Origin of the sequence: Vibrio sp. 10N, assembly GCF_036245475.1 — a bacterium.
Lineage (GTDB): Bacteria > Pseudomonadota > Gammaproteobacteria > Enterobacterales > Vibrionaceae > Vibrio.
The window spans coordinates 2833003-2859055 of the sequence record NZ_BTPM01000001.1; the positions used below are offsets into that span (position 1 = coordinate 2833003).

25 protein-coding genes are annotated in these 26053 nt (G+C 46.8%); 8 read left to right on the forward strand and 17 right to left on the reverse strand.

What is annotated here, in order from left to right:
- Positions 1-338: 338 nt before the first annotated feature.
- Positions 339-1484, forward strand: coding sequence for a Na/Pi symporter (locus tag AAA946_RS13195; protein ID WP_338165839.1), 1146 nt, complete (start codon positions 339-341; stop codon positions 1482-1484).
- A 51-nt stretch (positions 1485-1535) separates the two neighbouring features.
- Here AAA946_RS13195 and AAA946_RS13200 read toward each other — a convergent pair whose 3' ends face one another.
- Positions 1536-2108 carry a Slp family lipoprotein gene (locus tag AAA946_RS13200; RefSeq protein ID WP_338165262.1) on the reverse strand — a complete coding sequence of 191 codons (573 nt, stop codon included), beginning with the start codon at positions 2106-2108 and terminating at the stop codon, positions 1536-1538.
- 239 nt (positions 2109-2347) lie between these two features.
- Here AAA946_RS13200 and AAA946_RS13205 point away from each other — a divergent pair, with 239 nt between their 5' ends.
- Together AAA946_RS13205 and AAA946_RS13210 are read left to right on the forward strand one after the other, a co-directional pair.
- Positions 2348-2701, forward strand: coding sequence for a hypothetical protein (locus AAA946_RS13205; RefSeq protein WP_338165263.1), 354 nt, complete (start codon positions 2348-2350; stop codon positions 2699-2701).
- 113 nt (positions 2702-2814) lie between these two features.
- The gene (locus tag AAA946_RS13210) at positions 2815-3555 is read left to right on the forward strand and encodes an SDR family NAD(P)-dependent oxidoreductase (protein ID WP_338165264.1); all 741 of its coding nucleotides are present in this window, start codon (positions 2815-2817) and stop codon (positions 3553-3555) included.
- Positions 3556-3612: 57 nt separating this feature from the next.
- Here the strand turns inward: AAA946_RS13210 and AAA946_RS13215 are convergent, their stop codons facing one another.
- Genes AAA946_RS13215 through rppH form a run of 5 tightly spaced genes read right to left on the reverse strand, consistent with a single transcriptional unit; the run spans position 3613 to position 8908 of the window.
- Positions 3613-4464: a thymidylate synthase gene (locus tag AAA946_RS13215; RefSeq protein ID WP_338165265.1), complete on the reverse strand. Its 852-nt coding sequence runs from the start codon at positions 4462-4464 to the stop codon at positions 3613-3615.
- 11 nt (positions 4465-4475) lie between these two features.
- Positions 4476-5291 (reverse strand): prolipoprotein diacylglyceryl transferase, encoded by an 816-nt coding sequence (lgt, locus tag AAA946_RS13220; protein WP_338165266.1) that lies wholly within the window; start codon positions 5289-5291, stop codon positions 4476-4478.
- Positions 5292-5324: 33 nt separating this feature from the next.
- On the reverse strand, positions 5325-6116 hold the full coding sequence (locus AAA946_RS13225) for a sulfite exporter TauE/SafE family protein (RefSeq protein WP_338165267.1): 792 nt from the start codon (positions 6114-6116) through the stop codon (positions 5325-5327).
- A gap of 21 nt (positions 6117-6137) precedes the next feature.
- Positions 6138-8387 carry a phosphoenolpyruvate--protein phosphotransferase gene (ptsP, locus tag AAA946_RS13230; RefSeq protein ID WP_338165268.1) on the reverse strand — a complete coding sequence of 750 codons (2250 nt, stop codon included), beginning with the start codon at positions 8385-8387 and terminating at the stop codon, positions 6138-6140.
- A 2-nt stretch (positions 8388-8389) separates the two neighbouring features.
- A complete protein-coding gene (gene rppH, locus AAA946_RS13235) occupies positions 8390-8908 on the reverse strand; it encodes an RNA pyrophosphohydrolase (protein ID WP_042473544.1) in 519 nt (172 codons plus the stop codon).
- 624 nt (positions 8909-9532) lie between these two features.
- Between rppH and mutH the strand changes: the two genes are divergently transcribed.
- Entirely contained in the window at positions 9533-10198 is a 666-nt protein-coding gene (gene mutH / locus AAA946_RS13240; RefSeq protein ID WP_338165269.1) for a DNA mismatch repair endonuclease MutH, read from the forward strand.
- A 45-nt stretch (positions 10199-10243) separates the two neighbouring features.
- Here mutH and AAA946_RS13245 read toward each other — a convergent pair whose 3' ends face one another.
- Positions 10244-10549 carry a DUF6482 family protein gene (locus AAA946_RS13245; protein WP_338165270.1) on the reverse strand — a complete coding sequence of 102 codons (306 nt, stop codon included), beginning with the start codon at positions 10547-10549 and terminating at the stop codon, positions 10244-10246.
- A 145-nt stretch (positions 10550-10694) separates the two neighbouring features.
- Here AAA946_RS13245 and AAA946_RS13250 point away from each other — a divergent pair, with 145 nt between their 5' ends.
- Positions 10695-11729 carry an NADP(H)-dependent aldo-keto reductase gene (locus AAA946_RS13250; RefSeq protein WP_338165271.1) on the forward strand — a complete coding sequence of 345 codons (1035 nt, stop codon included), beginning with the start codon at positions 10695-10697 and terminating at the stop codon, positions 11727-11729.
- 104 nt (positions 11730-11833) lie between these two features.
- Here AAA946_RS13250 and AAA946_RS13255 read toward each other — a convergent pair whose 3' ends face one another.
- The 8 genes from AAA946_RS13255 to xerD all read right to left on the reverse strand — a co-directional run bounded on the left by AAA946_RS13255 (position 11834) and on the right by xerD (position 20504).
- Positions 11834-12085, reverse strand: coding sequence for a DUF1127 domain-containing protein (locus AAA946_RS13255; RefSeq protein WP_338165272.1), 252 nt, complete (start codon positions 12083-12085; stop codon positions 11834-11836).
- Positions 12086-12191: 106 nt separating this feature from the next.
- Complete coding sequence (locus AAA946_RS13260) at positions 12192-12317, reverse strand: hypothetical protein (RefSeq protein ID WP_338165273.1); 126 nt, start codon at positions 12315-12317, stop codon at positions 12192-12194.
- A gap of 362 nt (positions 12318-12679) precedes the next feature.
- Entirely contained in the window at positions 12680-14008 is a 1329-nt protein-coding gene (locus tag AAA946_RS13265) for a sigma-54-dependent transcriptional regulator (RefSeq protein ID WP_338165274.1), read from the reverse strand.
- Between the two features lie 220 nt (positions 14009-14228).
- Positions 14229-15746 (reverse strand): lysine--tRNA ligase, encoded by a 1518-nt coding sequence (lysS, locus tag AAA946_RS13270; protein WP_222301850.1) that lies wholly within the window; start codon positions 15744-15746, stop codon positions 14229-14231.
- Positions 15747-15782: 36 nt separating this feature from the next.
- Positions 15783-16881 (reverse strand): peptide chain release factor 2 gene (gene prfB, locus AAA946_RS13275; RefSeq protein ID WP_112459573.1). Its coding sequence is split into 2 segments (ribosomal slippage): positions 15783-16805 and positions 16807-16881, totalling 1098 coding nucleotides; the frame shifts between segments, so codons are not numbered across the junction.
- A 104-nt stretch (positions 16882-16985) separates the two neighbouring features.
- On the reverse strand, positions 16986-18725 hold the full coding sequence (recJ, locus tag AAA946_RS13280; protein WP_338165275.1) for a single-stranded-DNA-specific exonuclease RecJ: 1740 nt from the start codon (positions 18723-18725) through the stop codon (positions 16986-16988).
- A 39-nt stretch (positions 18726-18764) separates the two neighbouring features.
- Positions 18765-19559 carry a bifunctional protein-disulfide isomerase/oxidoreductase DsbC gene (gene dsbC / locus AAA946_RS13285; RefSeq protein ID WP_338165276.1) on the reverse strand — a complete coding sequence of 265 codons (795 nt, stop codon included), beginning with the start codon at positions 19557-19559 and terminating at the stop codon, positions 18765-18767.
- A 30-nt stretch (positions 19560-19589) separates the two neighbouring features.
- A complete protein-coding gene (xerD, locus tag AAA946_RS13290) occupies positions 19590-20504 on the reverse strand; it encodes a site-specific tyrosine recombinase XerD (RefSeq protein WP_445206080.1) in 915 nt (304 codons plus the stop codon).
- Positions 20505-20656: 152 nt separating this feature from the next.
- Between xerD and fldB the strand changes: the two genes are divergently transcribed.
- Positions 20657-21175: a flavodoxin FldB gene (fldB, locus tag AAA946_RS13295; protein ID WP_338165277.1), complete on the forward strand. Its 519-nt coding sequence runs from the start codon at positions 20657-20659 to the stop codon at positions 21173-21175.
- 117 nt (positions 21176-21292) lie between these two features.
- Here fldB and brnQ read toward each other — a convergent pair whose 3' ends face one another.
- A complete protein-coding gene (gene brnQ, locus AAA946_RS13300) occupies positions 21293-22603 on the reverse strand; it encodes a branched-chain amino acid transport system II carrier protein (RefSeq protein ID WP_338165278.1) in 1311 nt (436 codons plus the stop codon).
- A 296-nt stretch (positions 22604-22899) separates the two neighbouring features.
- Here brnQ and AAA946_RS13305 point away from each other — a divergent pair, with 296 nt between their 5' ends.
- Together AAA946_RS13305 and srmB are read left to right on the forward strand one after the other, a co-directional pair.
- On the forward strand, positions 22900-23622 hold the full coding sequence (locus AAA946_RS13305; protein ID WP_338165279.1) for a tRNA1(Val) (adenine(37)-N6)-methyltransferase: 723 nt from the start codon (positions 22900-22902) through the stop codon (positions 23620-23622).
- A gap of 99 nt (positions 23623-23721) precedes the next feature.
- Complete coding sequence (gene srmB, locus AAA946_RS13310; RefSeq protein ID WP_338165280.1) at positions 23722-24951, forward strand: ATP-dependent RNA helicase SrmB; 1230 nt, start codon at positions 23722-23724, stop codon at positions 24949-24951.
- A 246-nt stretch (positions 24952-25197) separates the two neighbouring features.
- Here the strand turns inward: srmB and yaaA are convergent, their stop codons facing one another.
- Entirely contained in the window at positions 25198-25971 is a 774-nt protein-coding gene (gene yaaA / locus AAA946_RS13315) for a peroxide stress protein YaaA (RefSeq protein ID WP_338165281.1), read from the reverse strand.
- Positions 25972-26053: the final 82 nt, after the last annotated feature.

The window sequence follows — 26053 nt, forward strand, 5'->3', positions numbered from 1 at the left end:
CGATAATATTGAGTTCTTACTTGTCATTTTTACGAACTAACCACTGTCACATTCGCCACATCACTGTCATATAAATGACAAAGCGGTCAATATAAATCGATTTAATTCATTAATAACGTAAGATTAATCTCTTTTTCTCAACCAGAATTAATCCATTAAATATCAATGGTTTATTAGCGTAAATGCATTTTTACAGTGCAAAATTCAACCAATGATCGCACTTAAATCACATAGAAATAGTTTCGTCATATTTCTGTAATATTCGAGTTCTACTATCGCCTCAGATTCAACAACAGGCCGCTAATAGATTAACCAAAGGCCAAACGGAGAAAACTATGATGAACCAAGCAACTACAGCGACGACTCCTATGTCGACTACGACGCGTTGGCTGCGCTGGGCTAACTTGGCATTCATGCTTTACCTATTGCTACTTGCTGTTTCTATGGTAGGTAGTGGCTTCAAAATGGCGACTGGTGAGCACGCGAAAGTGCTATTCGAGTTTGCTTCACACCCTGTTGCAGGCTTGATGATCGGTTTGGTTGCTACGGCACTGATCCAATCCTCTAGTACCGTTACATCTATTATTGTTGGCTTGGTAGCCGGTGGCCTACCTGTCACGACAGCAATCCCAATGATCATGGGTGCTAATATTGGTACAACGGTAACCAATACCTTAGTCAGTCTTGGTCACGTTCGTTGTAACACCGAGTTTAAGCGTGCCTTTGCAAGTGCAACGATTCACGACTTCTTCAACTTGTTGGCTGTTGCTATCTTCCTGCCGCTAGAAATGATGTTTGGCGTGCTGGACAAGATCTCTAGCTGGCTTGTATCGCCAATGATGGCAACAGGCGACATGAGCATGAAGGGTCTGAACTTCATCAAACCAATCACTAAGCCAGTAGTAAGCGCAATTCAAGAGCCGCTCAGTGCCTTTGGTGGTGTGACCGGTGGTGTACTACTTATCGTTCTTGGTATCGCAACTATCTTCGTTGCTATCACGGTAATGGGTAAACTGATGAAGAGCCTAATGGTTGGTCGTGCTCGCGAAATTCTAAAGAACGCAATTGGTCGTGGTCCAATTCACGGTATCGTGTCTGGCTCTATCGTGACTGTATTGGTTCAATCTTCATCGACAACGACAAGCTTAATGGTTCCACTCGTAGGTACCGGTGCTCTAAAGGTTCGTGATGTATACCCATTCACACTAGGTGCAAATATTGGTACCTGTATCACAGGTCTGCTTGCTGCGACTGCTGTCTCAGGTGAGTTCGCGGTATTTGCTCTGCAGATTGCTCTAGTGCATTTGGTGTTCAATATCCTGGCAACGGTACTTATCTTCGGTATTCCGTTCCTGCGCGAGCTGCCAGTGAAAGGGGCGGACTTTATCTCTGATATGGCCATCAAAAATAAAGCAGTGGTCGCGGGTTACCTAGTGTCTATCTTTGTGGTTATTCCTGGCTCGATTCTGGCTCTAACCGCCTAAAGACAACAAGAACATTGAAAAACGCTCAGCACATGCTGAGCGTTTTTGTTTTTAGAAATCACCATAATCGTAGGCATCGTACGCGTCGTAATGATCAATTATATCCACATCGTCAACGTAGTCCCAATAGTAGTAACGGTCATAGTAGTAGTTGTAATAAGGATCGCCGACATAATAGGTTTTGATGCGCTTATCTTCCGTCCAAAGGTAATAGTTAGACGCTTTCAATACTGGCACAGACAGCGTCTGCTCGCCGACTTTAATTTCCGTTTGGCCTTCAATCGTACCGACAAAGGTCATAGGTTTACCTAGCACGAAGATGTTCGGATCTAAGAATCGCTCTACTTTGACCACAAAACGACTGCTTCCTTGGCGTGTTTCATCGGGTCGCCCTTTATCATCAAGTTCAAAATAACTGATTTGCAGCTCACTACTGCTTGCTGATGGATTAGAGAGTTTTGCTACCACCCCACCCCAGCGCGCAGGTTGACCTTTGTAAGGCGTAGCATCAGGGCTCACGTCTTGATAACTCACCAACAGCTTTTCATCGGCAACTTTGATCTCATCAGGGCCGCTACTACAACCCACTAGCAGGGCTGCCAATATCCATACATACGCTCGCATTTTCTGCTCTCCTATTTCTCACTTAACTCATTATGAGTCATGCAGTTACCGCTTCGCAAGTCACAGCCTATTGTTGAGTCTTTGCATCTTATTATTGATGCGTTCTTATCAAGGCACACCGTCAATACAGCACAACAATACCCAGACTGGAAACTGACCCAAGATTGACGTTGACCAACTTACCGTTTGTTATGCCGTTGTTTACTCTATTACGCAATCACTATGTATAGGACTCTGTCATGAAAACAAAATTTCTACTTCTTGCCACACTTATCGCCTCACCAAGCTTCGCATACTACTGCGACCAGACCGCAGAAGGCGCTATTGATGGTGCAGTAGATGGAGCGATCACAGGTGCTGTTGTTGGTGGTATTGTGGATGGCGGTAGCGGCGCCGCTGCTGGCGCAGCGATTGGCGGAGGCACAGGGGCCGTTGTCGGCACTATCGATGGCGCTTACGACGAAGAAGCGTGTGAAGTCGTGACGGACGTTGTCGTTGAAGATGAAATCATTGCGGAAGAAGTCGTTGAAGAAGAAGTGATCGAAGAAGAGATCGTCGACGAGGAGATCGCCGAAGAGTACTACTACGACTAACGTTTTACCTTCACATTTTGGCAGTTACCTAGAGGTAACACTCCCCTATGTTACTGCCATCTTTTTACCTCAGCGATAGACTGCAACCAGTGAACTCTACGAAAAGGTCCATTATGCACAAAATCGCTCTCGTTACCGGTGCGTTTCAAGGGATCGGTCTCGCCACATCAGAGATGCTCATGGAACAAGGATTCCATGTGATTATGGCTGACATCCAATCTTGCAGCGCCCTAGCCAATGAATTTCGCCAAAAAGGTTACCTTGCGTCGCACGTTAAAATTGACCTTGCGATGTCTTCCATGTTTCCTGCTATCGCCAATAAAATTCACGATGAATTTGGTCGCTTAGATGTCTTAGTCAATAACGCGTCTATCTTGACCGACTTTGGTAAACATCCATCATTAATCGATGAAGACACCTACCGACGAGTCATTGAAGTCAATCAAATTGGTCCCTTTTTGCTTACACGCGCATTAACGCCACTGCTGAAACAATCCTCGGGGGCCCGCGTAGTCAATGTGTCGAGCCAAGCAGCGCAGCTATCACAACTGTCAAACATGCACTCACCATGGCGAGATGACGTCTGCGCAGCGTATCAATCATCGAAAATTGGCGTCAACGCTAATACGGTACTGTTTGCCAAAGAGCTAGAGCCGTTTGGTATCAAAGTCAACTCGTATTGTCCTGGCTGGGTTGACTCAGGCATGAACCTCGATGAATTGCCAGAATATGGCGACAACGTAAAGTTGAAAACGCCTCGAGAAGGCGCTGATACCGCGATTTGGTTGGCTACATTGGAAGAAGATGGCCCAACGGCAGGCTTCTTTACCGAACGAGAAGCTATCAGCTGGTAAATAACACAACGCCGAGCAGAGCGCTCGGCGTTTTAGTTATCTTATCGAAAGAAAGCGTTATACAGAGAAAGGATAACGAATAGCTTCGTGGCTCTCGTAACCGATCACTTCAAAATCATCCAGCGTCACCCAAGTTTCCAGATCTTCTAGTGACTTGATGTTTGGATTAATGCGGAACTCTGGCGCCGCCAAAGGCTCACGTTTAAGCTGCACATCACGCATCAGCTCAAGCTGGTCTTCATAAATATGCGCATTCACAATCTTGTGATAAGCCTGACCCGGCTTCTTGCCCGTAATTTGCGCCATGATGGCTAAGAACACGTACACCTGAACCATATTGAAGTTAAGCCCCAGCGGCACGTCACAAGAGCGCTGCGTGCTGTTTAGGTATAACGTATCGCCCAGCAGTGAAAAGTGGTGGCTGTACATGCAAGGACGTAGGCACCCCATGTGGAACTCACCTGGGTTATAGAAGTTGAGAATTTCGCCACGGTCATCGACGCCTTTAGAAAGATCATCGACAATCTTGCGCAACTGATCAATATGACCACCATCCGGCTTCGCCCATGCGCGACCTTGAACACCATAGACACGTCCCATATCGTCTTCGCCTTTACGATATGGGTTGTTTAACCACGCTTCATTAAGATTAGCGTTAGCATCCCATGTTTTGGTGCCCAACTTGCGAAAATCTTCTGCATTATCATAGCCGCGGATGTAGCCAAGTAGCTCTGCCACGGCCGCTTTCCAAAAGCTTTTGCGAGTAGTGACCAATGGAAAGGCATTGCCAGCAACATCGTAAGTGAGATCGGCATTAACCACGGTTAAACAACGTTTACCAGTGCGCTCGTTCTCAACCCAAACACCCTCGTCAACGATTCGCTGACATAAGTCTAAATACTGCTTCACGACAATTCCTATTACTTCGATACTTTTGGTGTAGTTGCGCCGTTCACTTTATAAGCCCACGCAACCATCAAGCCGCCAATGATCACCATTGGCAATGAGAGGATTTGGCCCATTGAGATAAATCCACCAAACAAACCAAGATGTGCATCCGGCTCGCGAACGTACTCTACCATAAATCTAAAGGTTCCATAACCAAGCAAGAACAGGCCAGAGACTGAACCTTCAGGGCGTGGTTTGCGGATAAACCAGTTCAAAATAAGGAATAGCACCACACCTTCTAACGCAAACTCATACAGCTGAGATGGGTGGCGCGGCAGCGGACCGCCGTTCGGGAAGATGATCGCCCATGGTACATCCGTCACGCGTCCCCAAAGCTCGCTATTCATGAAGTTACCAAGACGCCCCATGCCCAAACCAAACGGCACCAGTGGCGCTATGAAGTCTGCAACATTGAAAAAAGTGCGACCGTTTTTACGTGCGTACCAGAACATCGCTGTGATAACACCCAGCAAGCCACCATGGAACGACATGCCGCCAGTCCATACCTTGAATAGGTACAACGGATCTTGTAGCAGCTCTTCAAACCCGTAAAACAATACGTAACCAACACGACCACCGATGACTACCCCAAGAAAGCCAGCAAACAGAAGATCCGATACTTGCTCACGTGTCCAACCTGAACCTGACTTGTCTGCGCGGCGATTGGCAAGCCACAGGGCAAAGGCAAAACCGATCAAGTACATCAAACCGTACCAACGAACAGACAGAGGACCTAACTCAAACAGAACAGGGTCAATATTTGGAAACTGGATATATCCCTGAGACATAAAACGCTCACTTAAAGTTATTAAATAATGGGGCTAAAACATCATAGAAAATGCCACGAACAATAGAAAGACTGCAAAAATCTTTTTAAGTTTCGGTGTTGGCATCGTCGTCGCCAATTTGGCACCAAATCGCGTCGTCACCATTGAAGTGGCGGCAATCGCAAACAAAGCAGGTAGGTAAACATAACCGATACTGAACTCGGGCAACCCTTCAACCTTTGCGCCATGAAACACAAAGCCTAACATGCCTGCCAGTGCAATCACACAACCACAAACGGAAGAAGAGCCCACCGCGCGGCGCATTTCAACGCCATGTTTACTCAAAAATGGCACCGACATAGAGCCACCACCGATGCCCGCAAGACTCGACACCATGCCAATTCCCGCACCGCAACACGTGGTGACAAAAGGAGATGGCAGATTCCGTACTGATTGAGATTTGATCGATAAGAACATTTGAATCGCTAACATCAAAACGATAAAAGCAAACACCTTTGGTAGGTAGTGCGATGGAATCCACTCTGCGATGTAAGAGCCCGCAAACCCGCCGATGACCACGCCCGGCATCAGCCACTTAATCACAAACAAATCAACATTACCTAGCTTAAGGTGATTTATCGCCGATGAGCCGGAGGTAATAATGATCGAAGCAAGAGAGGTCGCCAGCGCGATATGCATGACAAGCTCACTGCCAATACCAAACTTAGGTAGCAAAAACGCCAGCGCAGGTACAACAATCAGACCGCCGCCAATCCCCAGCAAGCCCGACATAGTTCCTACCACAGCACCAAGCAGTAGCAACAGCAATATCAATTCGTAATTCACAACAAGACCAAAATATAAGAGTTAAAATTTACCTGCACGGATAAAGCCTGCAAGACCTTTGGCCTCAAAGAAATCGCGCATTTGATTGTAGATGATTTTTCCGTAGGGTTGCATCAGCGCTTTGTCAGCAAGTTGCTTAAGCTCATCGAGTGAACTCTGCGCAAGCAAGTACTTCACTTTTGCTACGTTGGAGGTGTTCATACTCAAGGTATCGTAACCTAAGCCAACGAGTAGAAGCGCGCCAATCGGGTCACCTGCTAACTCGCCACAGATACACACCGGTAAGTCATAGGCTTGGCAAGTCGCAAAAATGTGTTTCATTGCCGCAAGCACCGATGGATGCAGCGTCTCATATATGTCAGCCACTTGTGCATTATTGCGATCAACCGCCAATAAGTATTGCGTTAAGTCATTAGTGCCCACCGAGACGAAATCAACTCTTTCTGCCATGAATGGCAAAATATACAGCATCGATGGGACTTCAATCATCACACCGATTTGCGGTCTTTTCACCTCTGGATGAGCCTCATGCACTTCCTGATAGGCTTGTTCAATCAAAATTGCCGCATCATCAAACTCTTGCACCGAAGAGACCATTGGCAGCAAAATGCTCAGATTATCGATGCCAATACTGGCACGTAACATCGCGCGAAGCTGAATCAAAAAGATATCAGGATGATCGAGGGTAAAACGGATCCCCCGCCAACCCAAAAATGGGTTGTCCTCATCGATAGGCAAATACGGCAACGCTTTATCACCACCAATATCCAATGTGCGCATGACGACTCGCTTATTCGAGTAAGCACTCAGCACTGATCGATATTGATGAAGCTGCTCTTCTTCCGATGGAAACTGCTGCTGCAATAAGAATGAAATTTCGGTGCGGTATAAGCCGACGCCATCAACGTTTTTATTGATAGAGATACTAGTATCAGCACTAAGACCGGCATTGAGCATCACTTGGATACGCTGACCATCTTTAGTGGCGGCCTCGAGATCAGCCGTCGACTCCACCATTTGTGACAGTTCCGACTCCTCGCTGACCAGCTCTCGGTATTCAACTAGCAGCTCTTGGCTAGGATCTGGGAAGATTTCACCGCTATAGCCATCAACAATGCCGAGCTTACCACTGAGGAGCTCCGGATTGGTATTCACCCCCATGACCGCGGGAATGCCCATGGCTCTGGACAAAATTGCCGCATGCGAGTTAGCCGCGCCTTCCAGCGATACCACAGCAAGCAATTGCTCTTTCGGAATAGACGCTAAAATCGAAGCCGTCAGCTCTCGAACCACTAAAATCACAGGCTCATTAAACTCGTGAATCGGGTACTCAGTGTCATGGAGGAAGAAAAGCAGTCGCTGACCAAGCTCCTTAATGTCTTGCGCCCGCTCGCGTAAATACACATCGGACATTTTTGCAAAGCGGTTGGCGTAGCTTTCGACGACTTGGCGTAATGCCCAATCTGCTTTGTCCCCTTTTTGGATCTGAGCTTTGAGGTCGTTTCTCAGCATCGGATCGTTGAGCAAGTGAGTAAACAGATCAAATATCGCCAGCGCATCTTTATTTAGCTCTAAATCGAGCTTTTTGCGCATGCGTTTAAAGTCCGCCAGCGCATGCTCAATCGCAACCGAGAGCATCTCTTGCTCACGCGCCACATCAAGAGTGGACGCTGGGAATACATCACTCAGATCTGGCTGGGTGTTGTCCCACCAGATAGGTCCTATCGCGACACCAGAAGAAGCCCCTATGCCCTTAATGACGGGCGCGGCATTGTCATCAAAAAAGCCATGCCCTTGCGCAATTGCATGTGCAATCAACACCGCGATCTGAGCCGCTAAGGTGACCAAAAAAGACTCTTCCATTTCGCTGAATTGGCGAGAATTTTTTTGCTGTACCACCAGCACACCAAGCACTTGCTTGCGATGAATAATGGGGGTACCAAGAAAAGAATGGTAAACGTCTTCACCCAGTTCTGGGAAAAACTTAAATGCGGGGTGTTTAGCGGCCTCGGCTAAGTTAATAGGCTCAGCAGTACGTTTGACCAAGCCTACCAAACCTTCATCGAAGCCTATGTGAATGGTATCACCTTGGAAAGTAAGACCCTGAGTGGCCATTAACTCTAGGCGCTGCTTATCGTCGTTGGCGAGATAAATGGTGCAGCACTCGGTGTTCATTGCTGAACACGTTTGCTGCACTAACATCTCGAGGGCTGCATGCACGTCTTCTACTTTTGAGACGTGCTCAACTATATCCCTTAGTTGCGATAGCATACTTACCCTCTTCGATGCTTTCTTTTGCCTTTAAATTTTCGTTCCTTGAACGGCATCGCCAGCGAAGCGAACTCTTTCATCGCACGGCGGTAGACATCACGCTTGAACGAAACCACTTGTCTAACTGGGTACCAGTAGCTTACCCAACGCCAACCATCAAACTCAGGGGTATTACCACGCTGCATATTGATTTTGGACTCATCACAGTCCAAGCGCAGTAAAAACCATTTCTGTTTTTGCCCAATACAGACCGGCTTCGAATCCCAGCGCACCAGACGCTTAGGTAACTTATATCTTAACCAGTGGCGACTGACCGCAACGACTTTAACATCGTTTTTCGTCAATCCCACTTCTTCATACAGTTCTCGATACATGGCTTCTTCAGGGGATTCACCTTCGTCAATACCGCCCTGAGGGAACTGCCATGAGTGTTGTCCGTATCGTTTAGCCCAGAAGACCTGACCATGGTTGTTACAGATTACAATACCAACATTCAGTCGGTAACCATCGCCATCTATCACTGGCCAACCTCAATTAAATTTTCATTACCTTGATTTTTCCACATATCCCCAACTTGAGCAAACTTATGGATGTGTAAATTTGAACAATTACCACTTCTTTGTTGCCCACTGGATAAGATTCAATCAACCCTCCACTTATCAACACCACAATGAGACCTAGGCCACATTTATTCACCTTTTCTGTGAATAACCGTGTGAAGAATCGTTGATCTCTGGGAAAAACCACATCAAAACTTATCCAAAACCAATTTTGGCCAAATAAAACCAAACACCAAAAAATAGCAAAAACAACAACTTAAAAAACAAAAATCCAAATCCATTCTGATAAAGCCCCTACCCTAATGTACAAACACTCAGATCGGTCAAAGATCCACCACACCCAAGCTTATCCACATTGGAAAAGCCAACTTTCATACAAACCTCTATATTTCAAGCAGTTTGTCGCCATAAACATACTGATTATTTATCCATGCATCCGATTTTAGTCGCAATCGCGCACCCCGCCTGTGGATAACTATTTAATAGATCAACATTCAATCGAAGTGATCCTTTTTTGTACAGGGCACTGGTAGGTTCTCATGATAAACTAGCGCTGGTTATTTTTAGAAACGACATCAAACTGCCATGAACACAGCCCCTAAATCCGAATCTGAACTGTTAGAGCGCGCTCGTCAGATTGCTGGCATGACCTTTGGTGAACTTGCCAAACAAGCGAACATGCGAGTTCCTGACAATCTCAAGCGCGACAAGGGATGGGTTGGACAGTTGCTGGAGTGGCACCTTGGTGCAACAGCGGGCAGTCGACCTGTGCAAGATTTTCCCGAGCTCGGTGTTGAACTCAAAAGCATCCCTATTGGCTACAATGGTAAACCGCTTGAGTCGACCTTTGTATGTGTCGCCCCACTAACCGGGATAACAGGTTTAACTTGGGAAACCAGTCACATCAGAAACAAACTTTCACGAGTACTGTGGCTACCTGTAGAAGGTGAACGCGAGATCCCTGTAGCAGAGAGACGTGTTGGCTCACCCCTGATTTGGAGTCCCTCACAACAGGAAGAGACACAATTGAAGAATGACTGGGAAGAGTTGATGGATTTGATAGCTTTAGGTGACGTCAATCAAATCACCGCCAGAAGCGGTGAAGTGCTACAAATCAGGCCCAAGGCTGCCAACAGCCGTGCTAAAACCGAAGCTTACGGCACAAAAGGTCAGCCAATAAAAACTCTGCCCCGAGGTTTTTACCTCAGAGCCAGTTTTACTGGCTATATCCTTGAAACCTATTTCGCGTGATGCTCGCTGGTGACTTGTGTTCTAGCACCAGCATGCAGCGACACATTAATGTAGGTTAAGTTCGATATCGCAATAACGATTCATCTCGGCGCTACCACATTCATCATAGGCGTTGTGCAGCCGCAAGTAGGCCTTTTCTACTCCCAACCGGGTAAGGGCCTCCTTCACCGAATCCAGTGACTCGTAGTGAATCGGTTCGTCATCTTGTTTAATGGGTTCGAGTTTATGCTTGTATTCCACTGCAAGTAAATAGTGTGAAATATCAGCACAACCGATCACGAACACCTTGGGTGGCTTATAGCTCTCTTTATGATACCCATGGAGCCAACGATCGAGCTGATGTTTTTGCATAGTCCACCTCCTCTGCTTATGTGGATAATGCGTGACTTGTCACTATCAGTGTAGTCAACGAGTGATTAGTTGCGCATAAAATAAGCAGATCTTTTATACAAACGGGGTATAGTGGAATCAAATAACAATAAGCAAGGATGGCTCAATGAAATACCACAAGCTCCCACACTCTTCACTCGAAGTCAGTAAAATCTGTCTGGGAACCATGACCTTCGGTGAGCAAAACAACAAGCAGGAAGCCTTTGACCAACTGGATTATGCTGTAGAACGCGGGATTAATTTCATCGATACCGCCGAAATGTACCCAGTTCCTCCTAAAGCAAAAACTCAAGGTCTAACAGAATCTTATATTGGTGACTGGCTATCACATTCCGATAAAAGGCAAAAAGTCATTGTCGCAACCAAGGTCGCAGGACCGCGCAACGTGCCGTACATTCGTGACAACATGAGCCTAGATCGTCGTAATATCCACCAAGCCATCGATGATAGTCTCGCGCGACTGAAAACCGACTATATCGATCTCTATCAACTGCATTGGCCTCAGCGCCACACCAACTGTTTTGGTCAACTTAACTACCCCTATCCCGATGGGAATGAAGAAGTCACCTTAATTGAGACGCTCGAGGCGCTCAATGAGTTGATTAAGGCCGGTAAAATCCGTTACATCGGCGTATCAAACGAGACGCCATGGGGCGTCATGACACTACTCAAGCTGGCAGAAAAGCATGACTTACCAAGAATCGTCTCGATTCAGAATCCTTATAACCTGCTTAATCGCAGCTTTGAAGTCGGCTTATCAGAAATTAGTCATCACGAAGGCGTTGAACTGCTCGCTTATTCCCCGCTGGCATTTGGTTGCTTGAGTGGTAAATACTTAAATGGGCAAAAGCCAGAAGGTGCACGTTGTAGTTTGTTCGAACGTTTTGTTCGCTACTTTACTCCACAGGGTATTGAAGCTACGCAGGCTTATGTCGAGCTGGCACAGAAACATGGTTTAGACCCTGCTCAAATGGCGCTAGCGTTTGTGAATCAACGTCCGTTTGTAGCATCGAACATTATTGGCGCCACCAATCTTGCGCAGTTAAAGAGCAATATCGACAGTATTGACGTCAACTTGTCCACCGAGCTTATGGAAGAGCTACAAATAATTGGGGCAAGGTATTCAAACCCTTGCCCCTAATAAATCATGATTTGTCATGATTGCTAGTCTGACTGAGAACATGTCGACGACACATCATCAGCACTCTATGTTTGACGGCGGGTAGTGCTGCTACCCGCCTTGAGTTACGTAGCCAATCGCGACTGCAACTCTCGACGTAGATGACGAGCTTTGCGTTTGGCGACAACTTGAGGAGCAGCAACACGACCAAGAGGACGACCGTCTTTATCTAAACCAATGTCTCTTAGTAAGTGTTCACTGTGCAGTGGTAGTTGATACGCGCTACGACGGTAGCGTCTTTTCCACTCACGCTCTTCTTTATGAATGTCTGCTTTAATTAGCCAAGTTGCGATAGTTAGGTAAACAGAAGTACGCATAGTAATCTCCAGATGATTAAATACAGAGGAGAGAAATAGCGGTCTAGGAGGATATATGACTCTTATGTGACTGCTATTTCCGCAGCCTCATAAGGTTACGGATTAATTAAGCTTGTGCTGAAGTTGCTACCGGTTTATCGGCCGCGGTTACGGTCGAAAATCGATCACACATATGATCAGCATCAGTACGGCGAACAGCACAAGCGTTGATAAAAGAAATACGATTTATCATTTTCTGTGCCTCCATACTGACTTATTAATCCTGAAATTTGGGTGAATGAGCGTTTCGCTCACGGTTAATTCTTATGCAGTTCGTTTATTAAATCAACAAAACATTTACAAAAAAGTGAAAAACAAATTAATGCTCTGGTGACGGCGATCACAGTTGTTTTTTTGCCGAGTATTTTTCCAAACGAAAACAAAAGCCCGGTGAATAATTTCAAGCAAACAAATTACAACCCGATATTATTTCGAAACCACTTAGTGCGAGCTGCATCAAACTTAACTGCAATATTGATGAAAAATTGCCAGTGAGCACTAATACAAACAAAAAAGGCGCCGAAGCACCTTTTGAATAGTAAACAATAAATTACCCTACATCGTCTCTTCGGTAATCAGATTATGTTTATTCAACAAGCGATACATGGTCGCTCGTGAAATACCCAGCTCTTTCGCCGCTTGTGTTACCTGACCATTATGACTATCCAGCACTAAAATCAGCGCGTCACGCTCTGAGCGCTCCCGAATACTCTTCAAGCTGCGCTTCCCAGAGAAGGTTCCTGGCAATTCGAAGTGTTTCTTCACCAAGACTTCCTCTTCGGTCATTAATACCGCGCGCTTCACTTGGTTTATTAACTCTTTTACATTGCCTGGCCAGTGGTAATACGTCAGTGATTTAATCGCATCATCATCAATGGACTTGACTGGTGAGTTAAATTCTTTCGCAAACTGGTTAATGTAGTGCGTCACCAACAACGCGATATCGGTAGCACGCTCTTTTAGGCTTGGAACATTAATCCTCAGTACATTAATGCAATGAAATAGCTCCTCATTGAAGGTGCCATCCCCGAGGGCTTTTTCAATATCAGAGGAGTCCGCCGCCAAAATACGCACATCAAATTCCTTAATGCCTTTGGCGGTTTCAATTTGTCCGTCTTGGTAGAACTTCAATAAATTGAGTTGCTGTTTAGGCGGCAGAGTAAAAATATCATTGAGAACAATGGTGCCACCTGAGGCTTGATCGAGCAGAGAACTTTGCGAAGCGTCATGCATGCCAAAAAATTCATTCTCAAAACGCGCATCTGAAAATGCTCGGCAATTAACCGCAATAAACGGCTTTTGCGAGCGAGCAGAACAACGATGAATCGCTTTAGCAACCGACTCTTTGCCCGCGCCAACCTCACCATGGATCATAATACTCACGTCCGTTGGACCAATGCGACGTATTTGATCGCGCAACCGCCTAATGGGCAGAGACTGTCCAACAATACCTAAGTCATTATCATTACCGCTGTGTGGCCAAACTTTTTGCTCAAGCTTAAGCATGCCAAGTTGGTGGCCGATGGTGCTCATTAATCTTGAGTCAGGAATTGGCGTGGTGAAAAAATCGATACAGAAGTTAACGATAAACTGGCAAATCGTATCTGAACTAAGTTGTGATTCACGAATGAAAGCGATCCAACGCACTTGCTTGTGCGTGCTAACAAGTTTCGCGATGCCGTTGAGGCTAAAATCATCTCGCGTGAGATCGACAATGCCGATACACGGCCCTATCTCAGAAAAAAGTGCATCGGCTTTGCGCAGATCGGAACACTGCGTGCAGCGCCACCCCGCCTGCTCCAGAACAGACAGCCAAGGCTCATAAACCCCACCCACAACGACTAAAGAGCCGGGGATTGAATCCATCCGAAATTCGGTTCCCATTACATCATTCCTATTATTGTTTTTAGATTCAATAGCTCCATTCTATGCATGTGGCGCTATCTATCAAAGACGACTATCGCGTTTGAAACCTATAGAGGTGTCTCACATTTAAGACTAGTGCACGATTTGTGACTTTTCTATAAACAATCTAGGAAATTTGGCATGAAAAAAGCCTCTCCGAAGAGAGGCTTTGTCGAAAATCATTATCTTAGCAATGAAATTACTGCTGCGGACGCATCGCTGGGAATAGGATTACATCACGGATTGTGTGCGTGTTAGTAAATAGCATCGCTAGACGGTCGATACCAATACCTTGACCTGCTGTTGGCGGTAGACCGTGCTCTAGAGCAGTGATGTAGTCTGCATCGTAGTACATCGCTTCGTCATCACCCGCATCTTTCGCATCAACCTGTGCTTTAAAGCGCGCGTCTTGGTCTTCTGCATCGTTAAGCTCAGAGAAACCGTTCGCGACTTCACGACCACCGATGAAGAACTCAAAGCGGTCAGTGAAGAATGGGTTGTCATCGCTACGACGCGCCAGTGGAGAGATATCTGCTGGGTAGCCAGTGATAAACGTTGGCTGGATTAGTTGTGGTTCAGCCGTCTCACCGAAGATCTCTTCAAGAAGCTGACCACATGTCCAGAACGTCTCAACCTCAACGTGTACCGATTTAGCAATCGCTACCATCTTGTCACGGTTGGTTAGGTCTTCTTCTGTTAGCGCTTGGATTTCCGCGTGGTCTGGGTTGTAGTGCTTGATCGCTTCAAACATGCTCATGCGAGCGTAAGTACCACCAAACTCAACGGTTTCGTCACCGTAAGGCATAGACGTTGAACCTAGAACATCCATCGCTACCGTGCTCAGCATCTCTTCCGTTAGATCCATCAGATCTTTGTAGTCAGCGTACGCTTGGTAGAATTCCATCATCGTGAATTCTGGGTTGTGACGTGGTGATAGGCCTTCGTTACGGAAGTTACGGTTGATCTCGAATACGCGATCAAAGCCACCAACCACTAGACGTTTTAGGTAAAGCTCTGGTGCAACACGTAGGTACATGTCGATATCTAACGCGTTGTGGTGCGTGATAAATGGACGTGCAGTCGCACCGCCAGGGATCACGTGCATCATTGGCGTTTCAACTTCTAGGTAGCCTTTTGAGCTCATGAAGTTACGGATTGCCGATACTAGCTTAGAGCGAATGATGAACGCGTGACGAGAGTCTTCGTTAACGATTAGGTCAACGTAACGCTGACGGTAACGCATCTCTTGGTCAGTTAGACCGTGGAACTTCTCTGGTAGTGGACGAAGTGCTTTCGTTAGCAACTCGTACTCTTCCATGTTCACGTAAAGATCGCCTTTACCAGACTTGTGCAGTGCACCTTTCACACCGATGATGTCACCGATATCAAGGCCTTGGTATTTCTCTTTTAGCTCTTTTTGAACATCTTTTGCTGCGTATGCTTGGATACGACCAGACGTTTCTTGAATCGCTAGGAATGGACCACGTTTAGCCATAACACGGCCTGCGATTGCCACTACGTGGTTTAGCTCTTCTAGCTCTTCTTTTGTCTTCTCACCAAATTCCGCTTGAAGGTCGCCCGCTAGGTGCTCACGACGGAAATCATTTGGGTGGCCGTTCGCTTTGCAGCTTTTACGGATATGATCCAGCTTGCTACGACGCTCAGCGATCAACTTATTCTCTTCTTGTGCGTTTTCGTTTTGAACAGCATCAGTCATTTTTCGATGTATCCTGTTTTAAAAGTGGTGAAAAGCTTACAGGCCTGATTTTAGGCTAGCTTCGATAAATTTGTCCAAGTCGCCATCAAGAACCGCTTGAGTGTTGCGGTTTTCAATGCCAGTACGCAAGTCTTTAATGCGTGAATCATCAAGTACGTAAGAGCGAATTTGGCTGCCCCAACCGATGTCAGATTTAGCATCTTCGTTCGCTTGCTTCTCTGCGTTTTGTTTTTGCAGTTCATGCTCGAACAGTTTTGCACGTAGCTGTTTCATCGCTTGGTCTTTGTTTTTATGCTGAGAACGATCGTTCTGGCACTGAACCACGATGTTAGTTGGAACGTGAGTAATACGAACCGCCGATTCCGTGGTGTTAACGTGCTGACCACCCGCACCAGAAGCACGGTAAACGTCGATACGAAGATCTGAAGGGTTGATCTCAATATCAATGTTGTCATCAATCTCTGGATACACAAACGCAGACGCAAATGAAGTGTGACGACGGCCGCTTGAGTCAAATGGTGACTTACGAACTAGGCGGTGAACACCCGTTTCTGTGCGTAACCAGCCATAAGCATACTCGCCCGATACCTTCACAGTTGCGCCTTTAAGGCCAGCAACTTCACCTTCTGATACTTCGATGATTTCAGTCTTGAAGCCTTTCGCTTCTGCCCAACGAAGATACATACGTAGCATCATGTTGGTCCAGTCTTGCGCTTCCGTACCACCAGAGCCAGATTGCAAGTCGATGTAGCAATCTGACGCATCGTGGTCACCAGCGAACATACGACGGAACTCAAGCGTTTCTAGCTTGGCTTCCAGTTCAGCAAGTTCTGGTTCAATTTCATCGAAAGTTTCTTGATCTTCTTCTTCAACCGCCAGCTCTAGAAGACCGTCTACGTCTTCTACACCTTGGTCAAGGAGGTCGATGGTTTCAACAACCGCTTCCAGTGAGGCACGTTCTTTACCTAGTGCTTGCGCACGCTCAGGCTCGTTCCATACATCCGGTTGTTCAAGTTCTGCGTTGACTTCTTCTAGACGCTCTTTCTTAGCGTCATAGTCAAAGATACCCCCTCAGGATATTTGTGCGTTCAGACACATCCTGTAGGCGGTTTTTAATAGGATTGATTTCAAACATATTTGCTCAGCATTTATGAGTAGAATTTAACCGCAGAATTCTACTCAAAAATGTGACGAAGATACAGGAAAATATCGATTTTCCTTGACGGAAATATTAAGCCCCTAACGAGGCTCAATATGGTCGACCATCAGTTGCAATGACTGGTTTCCACGAAACTCGTTGATATCCAGTTTGTAAGCCAAAGTGACGGTTTTCACTGACGCATCCGGCCAGCGGCGCAGATCCACATTAAAGGCGATCGCATCCAGCATAATATTGGTGCCAAACCCTTTATGCATAGGCTCTACCATCATCTTAAGGTGTTTTTCACCCACCAGTTTTTGATGTAATACTTTAAACTCACCATCAAATACCGGATCTGGAAACGCCTGTCCCCATGGACCACCAGCACGAATTTGCTCTGCGGTGTGCATGGAAAACTCTTCCGGTGTCAGCTCACCATCGGACAAGATAATGCCTTTCAGCGCGGTATCACCTAGCTCTTCACGTACCACCTCATCAAACAACTTACTAAAGCGCTCGAAGTCTTTTTCCATGATAGTGAGGCCAGCTGCCATGGCGTGACCACCGAACTTCAAAATCAGTCCAGAGTTCTGGGTATCAATTCGGTCTAAGGCATCGCGCATGTGCAGACCTTGGATAGAGCGACACGAACCTTTGATCGTTCCTTCGCCACCATCGGCAAACGCGATCACCGGACGATGAAATTTGTCTTTAATGCGCGAGGCCAAAATGCCAATCACACCTTGATGCCAGTCACGCTGGAACAGGGCAAGACCATAAGGCAGTGCTGATTTATCACTAATTTGCAGGCGCTCACAAAATGCCAACGCTTCTTGCTTCATGCCTTCTTCGATGTCTTTGCGCGTCTGGTTTAGTCCATCAAGTTCACTGGCCATACGGCGCGCAGCATGGATGTTATCCGACATCAACAGCTCAACACCAAACGACATGTCATCCAAACGACCCGCCGCGTTAATTCGCGGACCAAGGGCAAAGCCAAAATCGGATGCTACCAACTTTCTAGCGTCTCGCTTGGCAATTTCAATCAACGCCTGAATGCCAGGTCTGGCTTTGCCCGCGCGAATGCGCTGCAGACCTTGGTGCACCAAAATGCGGTTGTTCTCATCCAAAGGCACCACATCGGCAACAGTACCGAGCGCCACCAAATCAATCAGCTCCATCAGTTTTGGCTCAGCCATGCCTTGCTCAGCGAACCAGTTACGCTTTCTCATATAAACGCAAAGCGCCATCATCAGATAGAACGCAACGCCAACGCCTGCCAGTGCTTTCGATGGAAAACCACACTCATTGAGGTTGGGATTGACCATGGCATCCACATTCGGCAGCTCTGCACCCGGTAAGTGATGATCAGTGACCAGCACCTTGATGTTATTGTCTTTGGCGTACTGCACCCCGGAAATCGAAGAAACGCCATTGTCGACGGTCATGATGACTTCCGCGCCAATCTCAATAGCTTGATCGACCACCTCAGGGCTTAGGCCATAACCATCTTCAAAACGGTTGGGCACCAGATAGTCGACATTGCGGCTGCCTAGCATACGCAGAGCCAGCACAGAGAGCGCAGAGCTCGTGGCGCCATCGGCATCAAAGTCACCGACAACGATAATGCGCTTTTGCTGCTCAATCGCCTCAAACAGCAGCTCAACAGCGGCATCAATACCCGCTAATTGTTGGTATGAATGCAGCCCTTTTGCGGCTTTTTCCAATTGAGCGACATCACTCACGCCGCGGCTTATGTATAAACGGCGTAGCAAAGCAGGAATGGAGTCTGGAAGTATCGAGATGTCGACGTCAGGGCGGCGTTGGATTTCTATCATAAAATGCAATGGGGCCTTCAACGGCCCCTATCCTAATCGTTATTTAATTTGTTCTAGACGCTTTAGAAGATCAGCTGGAGGTAAGTAGCCACCTACCATTTCGCCATTTGGCAAGAAAATCGCCGGCGTACCACTGATACCCAGCTCTCGCCCAAGATTGTAGTGTTTTTCGATCGTCTCTTGGCACTGTGTCAAGTCACCATCAAACACCGCCTCTTTGCGATTAACTTTGGCATCATGCATCGCCGTCGCAGGGTTGTCAGAACACCAGATCTTCGCCATCTGTTCCGCAACAGAGCCGGTAGCGCCTTGTCGAGGATAAGCTAAGTAGCGCACGGTAATGCCTAAATCATTGTACTCTTGCATCTGGCTGTGCAGTCTCACACAGTAGCCACAAGTAATATCGGTAAACACGGTCACCACATACTTTTCATCTTTTGCTTTGTACTCAATCACACTGTCAGCAAACGCAGCGACTTTTTCTGCGTTGATCGGCGCTTGACGCTCAGCAATCACGTCTTTGTAATTACCGTCGGCATCAATCGAATACAAGGTACCAGCAATAAAATGGTCGCCTGATGGTGACGCAAATAAGATGCCGCCTGGTGTGCGAACTTCCATCAAACCAGCAATATCAGAAGGCACCACTTCAGATACCTCAATGCCAATTTTGGCAAATCGTTCACGAATGGCCGCTTCATCTGCTGTTGAACTCACCGCCGCCGTTTCTACAACGGGCGCGGGTGTTGTTTGGCTTGGTTGAGACTCTTCAGCGCCACAAGCCGTAACGAAAAATGGCAGAGAAAGTAGAGTTAAGCGGCGTAATACGCTCATTGAAATCACCTTTGTATAGAAAACGTTAAATTAAGCCCTTGGATGATGCTGGCTATGAATGTTCTTCAATCGTTCTGTTGCTACATGAGTATAAATTTGTGTCGTAGATAAGTCACTATGCCCCAGCAACATCTGTACGACACGCAGATCGGCACCATAGTTCAATAGATGCGTCGCAAAAGCGTGCCTTAGTACGTGGGGCGACAGTAACTCTGTGTCGATATCGGCCAATACGGCATAGAACTTAATACGGTGCCAAAAGGTTTGTCGGGTCATCTGCTTAGCACGTTTGCTTGGAAACACCACATCCGAGGTTTTCTCACCAAGCAGCTGCGGGCGACCTTTATCAATAAATTCAGCAATCCAATCAATGGCGTTCTCACCCATAGGTACCAAACGCTCTTTGTTACCTTTACCTACAACACGTACCACGCCCTGTCTTAGACTGATGTTTTCCATCGTCAGGCTCACAAGCTCTGTAACACGAAGACCTGTGGCGTAAAGCAGCTCAAGCATCGCTTTGTCGCGCAGCTCTATAGGGTCGTTAGGATCGGGCGCATCGAGAAGCGCCATCACTTGGTCTTCAGTCAAATCTTTTGGTAATCGCTTAGGCAGCTTGGGGCTCACCAATAAAGCCGTCGGATCGTCCGATCGTAGCTTTTCTCGGTGCAAGTATTGAAACAGTCTGCGTATTGCAGAAAGCATTCTCGCGCGTGAGCTTTGCTGATAGTTTTGATCGGTTAACCAGGTTTGGTACTCCTGCAAACCCGACAAACTGATGAAGTCCAATTTGTAATTATGCTCATGCATCCATTTCAACAACTTCACCAGATCATTTCGATAAGACGCCAAGGTGTTTTCTGACAACCCTCGCTCCATCCACATGGAATCGAGAAATTGTTCCACTAAGCCCTGATCTTGGATATTGACGTCGCTCACGACCACCTCTTGGATGTTTATACAGTACTTTCAACAGAGTAAGCGAGAAAAAACCAGAATGCCATAAAAAACAGCAAGCAGAACAATAAGCGCTGCAAAGATGGGCAAATTCAGAGTAGAATCTTGGCCATTCATCACAACCATGACACAGTGAAGTTATGAAAATAGGTTTATTTTACGGCTCGTCCACCTGCTATACCGAGATGGCTGCAGAGAAAATTCGCGACATCATCGGTCCTGATATCGTCGACATATTTAACGTAAAAGACACACCTATTAGCCAGATGAGCAGCTATGATCTGCTTATCTTAGGGATTTCGACCTGGGATTTCGGTGAACTCCAAGAAGACTGGGGCGCGATATGGGATCAAATCGGTGGCGTGTCACTCAACGACAAAGTCGTCGCATTGTTCGGCTTAGGCGATCAAGAAGGCTATGGCGAATGGTATCTGGATGCAATGGGAATGCTTCACGATGAACTCAAGCCGACTGGCGCCAAGTTCATTGGCTACTGGGACAACCAGGGCTATGAGTTTGAAGCATCGAAAGCACTGACTGAAGATGGCAGCCAGTTTGTCGGCTTGGCACTGGATGAAGACTCTCAATACGAGCTTAGCGATGAGCGTATTGCCAGCTGGTGTGAGCAGATCCTCGTTGAGTATCAGCAAACGCTTTGATGCTGACAGATTTGATACTGACAGAGTAAAAAGCCCTAAACAAACGGCGCCTATTAAGGCGCCGTTTTTCGTTCTTTTGAAGTCTTACTGGCAGACTTTTTCTATTAGCATGCTCTACTAAGCCGCTTCTTGCTCTAGGCTTTGGTCGCTGCGACCAATGAAGCACATGCAGACAATTGCAACAAACGTTGGCATTACCCAACCCATGCCCACGCTGAACAGCGGCAGTGCGTTGAATGCAGATACATCAATACCTGCAACTTTCGCAGCATCGATCATGGCAAAAGCTAGTGATACTAAGATAACCACGCGGTAAGCGAGTTTCGGGTTCGCTAGGTACTTACGAGTAAATGTCAAAGCGACTAGTGCAATCGCCACTGGGTACAGTGCAAACAGTACTGGAACTGATAGCGAGATAAGCTGCGCCAAACCAACGTTTGCGACGACAGCACATGCAACACCAATGATCACAACCCATTTCTGGTAGCTGATAGAAGTTAGTGAACTGAAGTAATCAGAACACGCTGAGATCAGACCGATAGCGGTCGTCAAACACGCTAGCAATACAATCACAGAAAGTACGATTTGACCGTATGGACCAAACAACGCCTGTACGTATTGGCTTAAGATAGCACCGCCATTGTCTGCACCCGCTGCAACCGTTGCGCTCGTCGCACCCAGGTAGAACAGTGAGATGTAGACAAATGCAAGACCCGCTGCTGCAATAAATGCCGCGCTAATTAGGTACTTAGTCGTTGCTGCTTGCTCAGTAATGCCTTTTTTACGCAGTGCATCCACAATCAACATGCCAAACATCAAGGAACCGAAGGTATCCATGGTGTTGTAACCTTCAAGGAAGCCTTTCGTCAATGGCTGACTCAGGTATTCACCGATTGGGGTAATCATTTCACCTTGTGGGTCGATAAAGACCGCACCAGCGAGAATAATAAGACCGACAAACAGAACTGGCGTAAGTACCTTACCGATAACATCAATCAATTTGCCTTGCGACCATGCAAACGACATCGCCACCGCAAAAAACAGAATAGAGAAAATGGTTAAGTGCATTTGTGCTGCGTCAGCGAAAAACGGGCGAACCGCCATTTCATAAGCTACTAGACCTGTACGAGGCGCAGCGAATGCAGGACCTATAATAATAAAGATCAGTACCGCAATAAGCGTCGCCGCTTTCTTTGGCAAATCTTTCGTCAGGTGCTCCCAAGAACCCCCTGCCACTGCAACAGCAATAATGGTAATAAGAGGAAGACCTACTGCAGTGAGAAGAAAACCGGTCATCGCTGGGAGCAAATTCTCACCTGCTAATTGACCCGCTAGTGGTGGAAAGATGATGTTGCCAGCACCAAGGAAAAACGCAAACAGCATAAAGCCGACTGCTATAATATCTGTTGTTTTTAACGTCTGTTTCACAGATATGCCCTTACTTGTTATGTTGTGTTTCTGTAGAAGGAATCTTGGTTCCCTCGTAAAATAAGGCGGGCATAATGACGAATCACCAGTCGATAAGCAATAGACACAGATATAAACACCACATAAATTTGCCTTATGGAATAAAAGGCAGTTTGATTAACTGGTTTGAGTTAAATAAGTGATATTTTATCTCGATCATATTCCTACACACACCGCTTACATTCAGAACATATAACTACTCAACAATTTAACAACAGTGACAAACACTCAAAATCAAACGATTAACAACATAACTTATGACTAGTAGCACATCAAAAACTAAAGGCTTTCAATTCAAGCAGTTCACAATTCTCGATGGTCACTCTGGGATGCCAGTCAGCACCGATGGGGTACTTCTCGGTGCATGGGCACAATACACCAACGCCGAACGACTGCTTGATATCGGCACCGGTACTGGCCTTTTAGCCTTGATGAGTGCTCAGCGCTTTCAACATGCTGCGATTACTGCGATCGATATCGACAGCACGGCCATTAATGATGCCAAACGCAACTTTGCAGCCACTGAATGGGGCGCACGTCTAACACTGCTTCAAGGAGACGTACTAAAGCAGAGCTTTAGCGAGCGTTTTACGGGCATCATTTGCAACCCACCCTATTTCAATAGCGGCGAAGTCTCGCACAATGCCCAGCGGGCCACTGCCAGACACACTCACACCCTAGCGCATGAGCAATTGCTACAGCGCTGCCATAATTTGCTCACGGAAGAGGGACAAGCCAGCTTTGTCCTGCCAACACCGGAAGGTGAGCAGTTCATCGCAATGGCTAAACAGCAAGGTTGGTTCTTAACACGCTTATGCCGAGTACAAACCACCCCTAAAAAGTCTTGTCACCGTCTGCTGTTTACCTTGAGTAAGGTATTTGAAGAGTGTAAAGAGGAGCATTTAGTTATCCATGGCGACACTGGTGGATATTCTGCGGACTTTATTACTCTAACTAACGGCTTTTACCTTAAAATGTAAGTGCGCCGCGCGCTCGTTTGAGTATAATAGCCGCCCTACTTTTTCCCTGTTTGATGTTTTTTTGTTCAGGGTTAACCTACGTCTTGTGGAGACACTATAGTGATCAGAACCTTTGCCGAACTCGATCTAGATCCGGTCCTTTTAGAAGCGATTGACGAAATGGGCTTTAGCCGCCCAACTGACATCCAGGCTCAGGCTATTCCACAAGCATTGGATGCAAGGGATATTCTTGCCTCTGCACCAACAGGAACAGGTAAAACCGCTTCCTTTGCCATCCCAGCGATTCAATATCTGCTCGACTTCCCTCGCAAGAAGGCAGGTCCAGCACGTATTTTGATCCTAACGCCAACTCGTGAACTGGCGATGCAAGTGGCAGAGCAAGCAACTGCACTCGCAAAGTACACTCGCCTTAAAGTTGCAACTATTACTGGTGGTGTTACGTATGACTCCCACGCTGCAACACTGGCAGAGACTCAAGATATCGTGGTAGCAACACCAGGTCGTTTGATGGAGTACATCGAAGCTGAGCGCTTTGACTGCCGTGCTATCGAATGGTTAGTACTGGATGAAGCAGACCGCATGCTAGACTTGGGCTTCGGCCCAACCGTTGATCGCCTATCGGCGGAGTGTCGCTGGCGTAAACAAACGCTGCTGTTCTCAGCAACGCTTGAAGGTCGCGGCGTAGAAGGGTTCACTGCTGATCTTTTGAAAAACCCAGCAGAGCTCGAAGCACAGCCATCAACACGCGAGCGCAAAAAGATCACCCAGTGGTATCACCGCGCCGATGATGCGAGTCACAAACTGAACTTGCTAAAACACATACTGACCGAGCAAGCTCAGCGTACTATCGTGTTTGTAAAGACGCGCGAACGCCTAGGCGAGCTTCGTCAGCAACTAGATAGCGCACAAATCCCATGTTCGTGGATTCAAGGTGAAATGCTACAAGATCGTCGTAACAACGCGATCAGCCGTTTCCGTGATGGCCAAGTGAACGTTCTGCTCGCGACTGACATCGCCGCACGTGGTATCGATTTGCCTGATGTTTCTCACGTCATCAACTACGACATGCCACGCAGTGCTGACGTCTACCTGCACCGCATTGGTCGCACTGCTCGCGCAGGTAAAAAAGGCATCGCTATCTCTATTGTAGAAGCACACGATCAACCAATGATGGATCGCGTCGCTCGCTACACAAAAGAGACTATCAAAGAGCGCTTCATCGACGGCATGCGCCCAACGCACAAAAAGCCAGTCTTCAAGAAGAAAAAGCCCAAGAAAGACGACAAGAAAAAAGCGGTGAAGAAAAAGAAAAGCGCTAAGAAGAAATAACGAACGCGCTACTCTAGATATAGCTCTATCAAATAATAACTACACAACTAGGTATGTTGTAGTCCCTAATATGCGTCATCCCCTTGAAAAAGGGGATCTTCCACCGCAAGTGACTCACTTAATTTGAGAGCGACACTCGCGGCCAGAGATCCTCACTTGCGTGAGGATAACGAAGTATAATTTGAGTATGACGAGATATACCGCGAGCATTAGCTAGTTACTTCTGCTTTATCTCGACTCCACTAATCACTGCTCTTCGCGCTTAAACACCAGTTCCGTCGCTGTCGATTCTTCTTCAACAAAGTAGTAACCAGCCACATCAAATGCTGTCAGTTTTTCAATCGAATCAATACGGTTCTCGATGATGTAACGTGCCATCATGCCGCGTGCTTTCTTGGCGTAGAAGCTGATGACCTTGTATTGGCCATTCTTACAATCTTTGAATACTGGCGTGATCACCTTACCATCCAGCTGTTTTGGCTTAACCGCTTTAAAGTACTCGTTAGACGCTAGGTTGATCAGCACATTGTCACCCTGTGCATTAAGTGCATCATTGAGCTTGTTGGTGATAATGTCGCCCCAGAATTGGTACAGGTTAGTACCACGCTCGTTGGCAAGCTTAGTGCCCATCTCTAAACGATAAGGCTGCATCAAGTCCAATGGCTTGAGTAGACCATAAAGGCCAGAGAGCATGCGTAAGTGCTGCTGAGCAAAGTCAAAGTCATCCTCAGACAAGCTTTCTGCTTCCAATCCTGTGTATACATCGCCTTTAAACGCGAGGATGGCCTGACGAGCATTATCCGTCGTGAACGTTTGTGACCACTCTTCAAAACGAGCCACATTCAAGCCAGCGATCTTATCGCTCACCTTCATCAAAGCAGAGACATCGGCCGGAGTGAGCTTACGGCACTCCTTGATAAGCTCTGCAGAATGCTCAATCAACTCTGGTTGAGTGAATCGCTCAGTGGCGAGCGGCGACTCGTAATCTAGGGTCTTAGCGGGTGAAACAACGATAAGCATGACTTTACTCTTTTAATATTGGTTTGCTTCAGTATAAAAAAAGCCACGCACTTTCATCAATGAAATAGTGCATGGCTTTTTC

Coding starts and splice junctions, on each gene's coding strand:
- AAA946_RS13195 (WP_338165839.1), top strand. CDS start 339: ATGAACCAAGCAACTACAGCGACGACTCCTATGTCGACTACGACGCGT.
- AAA946_RS13200 (WP_338165262.1), bottom strand. CDS start 2,108: ATGCGAGCGTATGTATGGATATTGGCAGCCCTGCTAGTGGGTTGTAGT.
- AAA946_RS13205 (WP_338165263.1), top strand. CDS start 2,348: ATGAAAACAAAATTTCTACTTCTTGCCACACTTATCGCCTCACCAAGC.
- AAA946_RS13210 (WP_338165264.1), top strand. CDS start 2,815: ATGCACAAAATCGCTCTCGTTACCGGTGCGTTTCAAGGGATCGGTCTC.
- lgt (WP_338165266.1), bottom strand. CDS start 5,291: ATGTCTCAGGGATATATCCAGTTTCCAAATATTGACCCTGTTCTGTTT.
- ptsP (WP_338165268.1), bottom strand. CDS start 8,387: ATGCTATCGCAACTAAGGGATATAGTTGAGCACGTCTCAAAAGTAGAA.
- mutH (WP_338165269.1), top strand. CDS start 9,533: ATGAACACAGCCCCTAAATCCGAATCTGAACTGTTAGAGCGCGCTCGT.
- AAA946_RS13245 (WP_338165270.1), bottom strand. CDS start 10,549: ATGCAAAAACATCAGCTCGATCGTTGGCTCCATGGGTATCATAAAGAG.
- AAA946_RS13250 (WP_338165271.1), top strand. CDS start 10,695: ATGAAATACCACAAGCTCCCACACTCTTCACTCGAAGTCAGTAAAATC.
- AAA946_RS13255 (WP_338165272.1), bottom strand. CDS start 12,085: ATGCGTACTTCTGTTTACCTAACTATCGCAACTTGGCTAATTAAAGCA.
- AAA946_RS13260 (WP_338165273.1), bottom strand. CDS start 12,317: ATGATAAATCGTATTTCTTTTATCAACGCTTGTGCTGTTCGCCGTACT.
- AAA946_RS13265 (WP_338165274.1), bottom strand. CDS start 14,008: ATGGGAACCGAATTTCGGATGGATTCAATCCCCGGCTCTTTAGTCGTT.
- lysS (WP_222301850.1), bottom strand. CDS start 15,746: ATGACTGATGCTGTTCAAAACGAAAACGCACAAGAAGAGAATAAGTTG.
- recJ (WP_338165275.1), bottom strand. CDS start 18,725: ATGATAGAAATCCAACGCCGCCCTGACGTCGACATCTCGATACTTCCA.
- dsbC (WP_338165276.1), bottom strand. CDS start 19,559: ATGAGCGTATTACGCCGCTTAACTCTACTTTCTCTGCCATTTTTCGTT.
- fldB (WP_338165277.1), top strand. CDS start 20,657: ATGAAAATAGGTTTATTTTACGGCTCGTCCACCTGCTATACCGAGATG.
- AAA946_RS13305 (WP_338165279.1), top strand. CDS start 22,900: ATGACTAGTAGCACATCAAAAACTAAAGGCTTTCAATTCAAGCAGTTC.
- yaaA (WP_338165281.1), bottom strand. CDS start 25,971: ATGCTTATCGTTGTTTCACCCGCTAAGACCCTAGATTACGAGTCGCCG.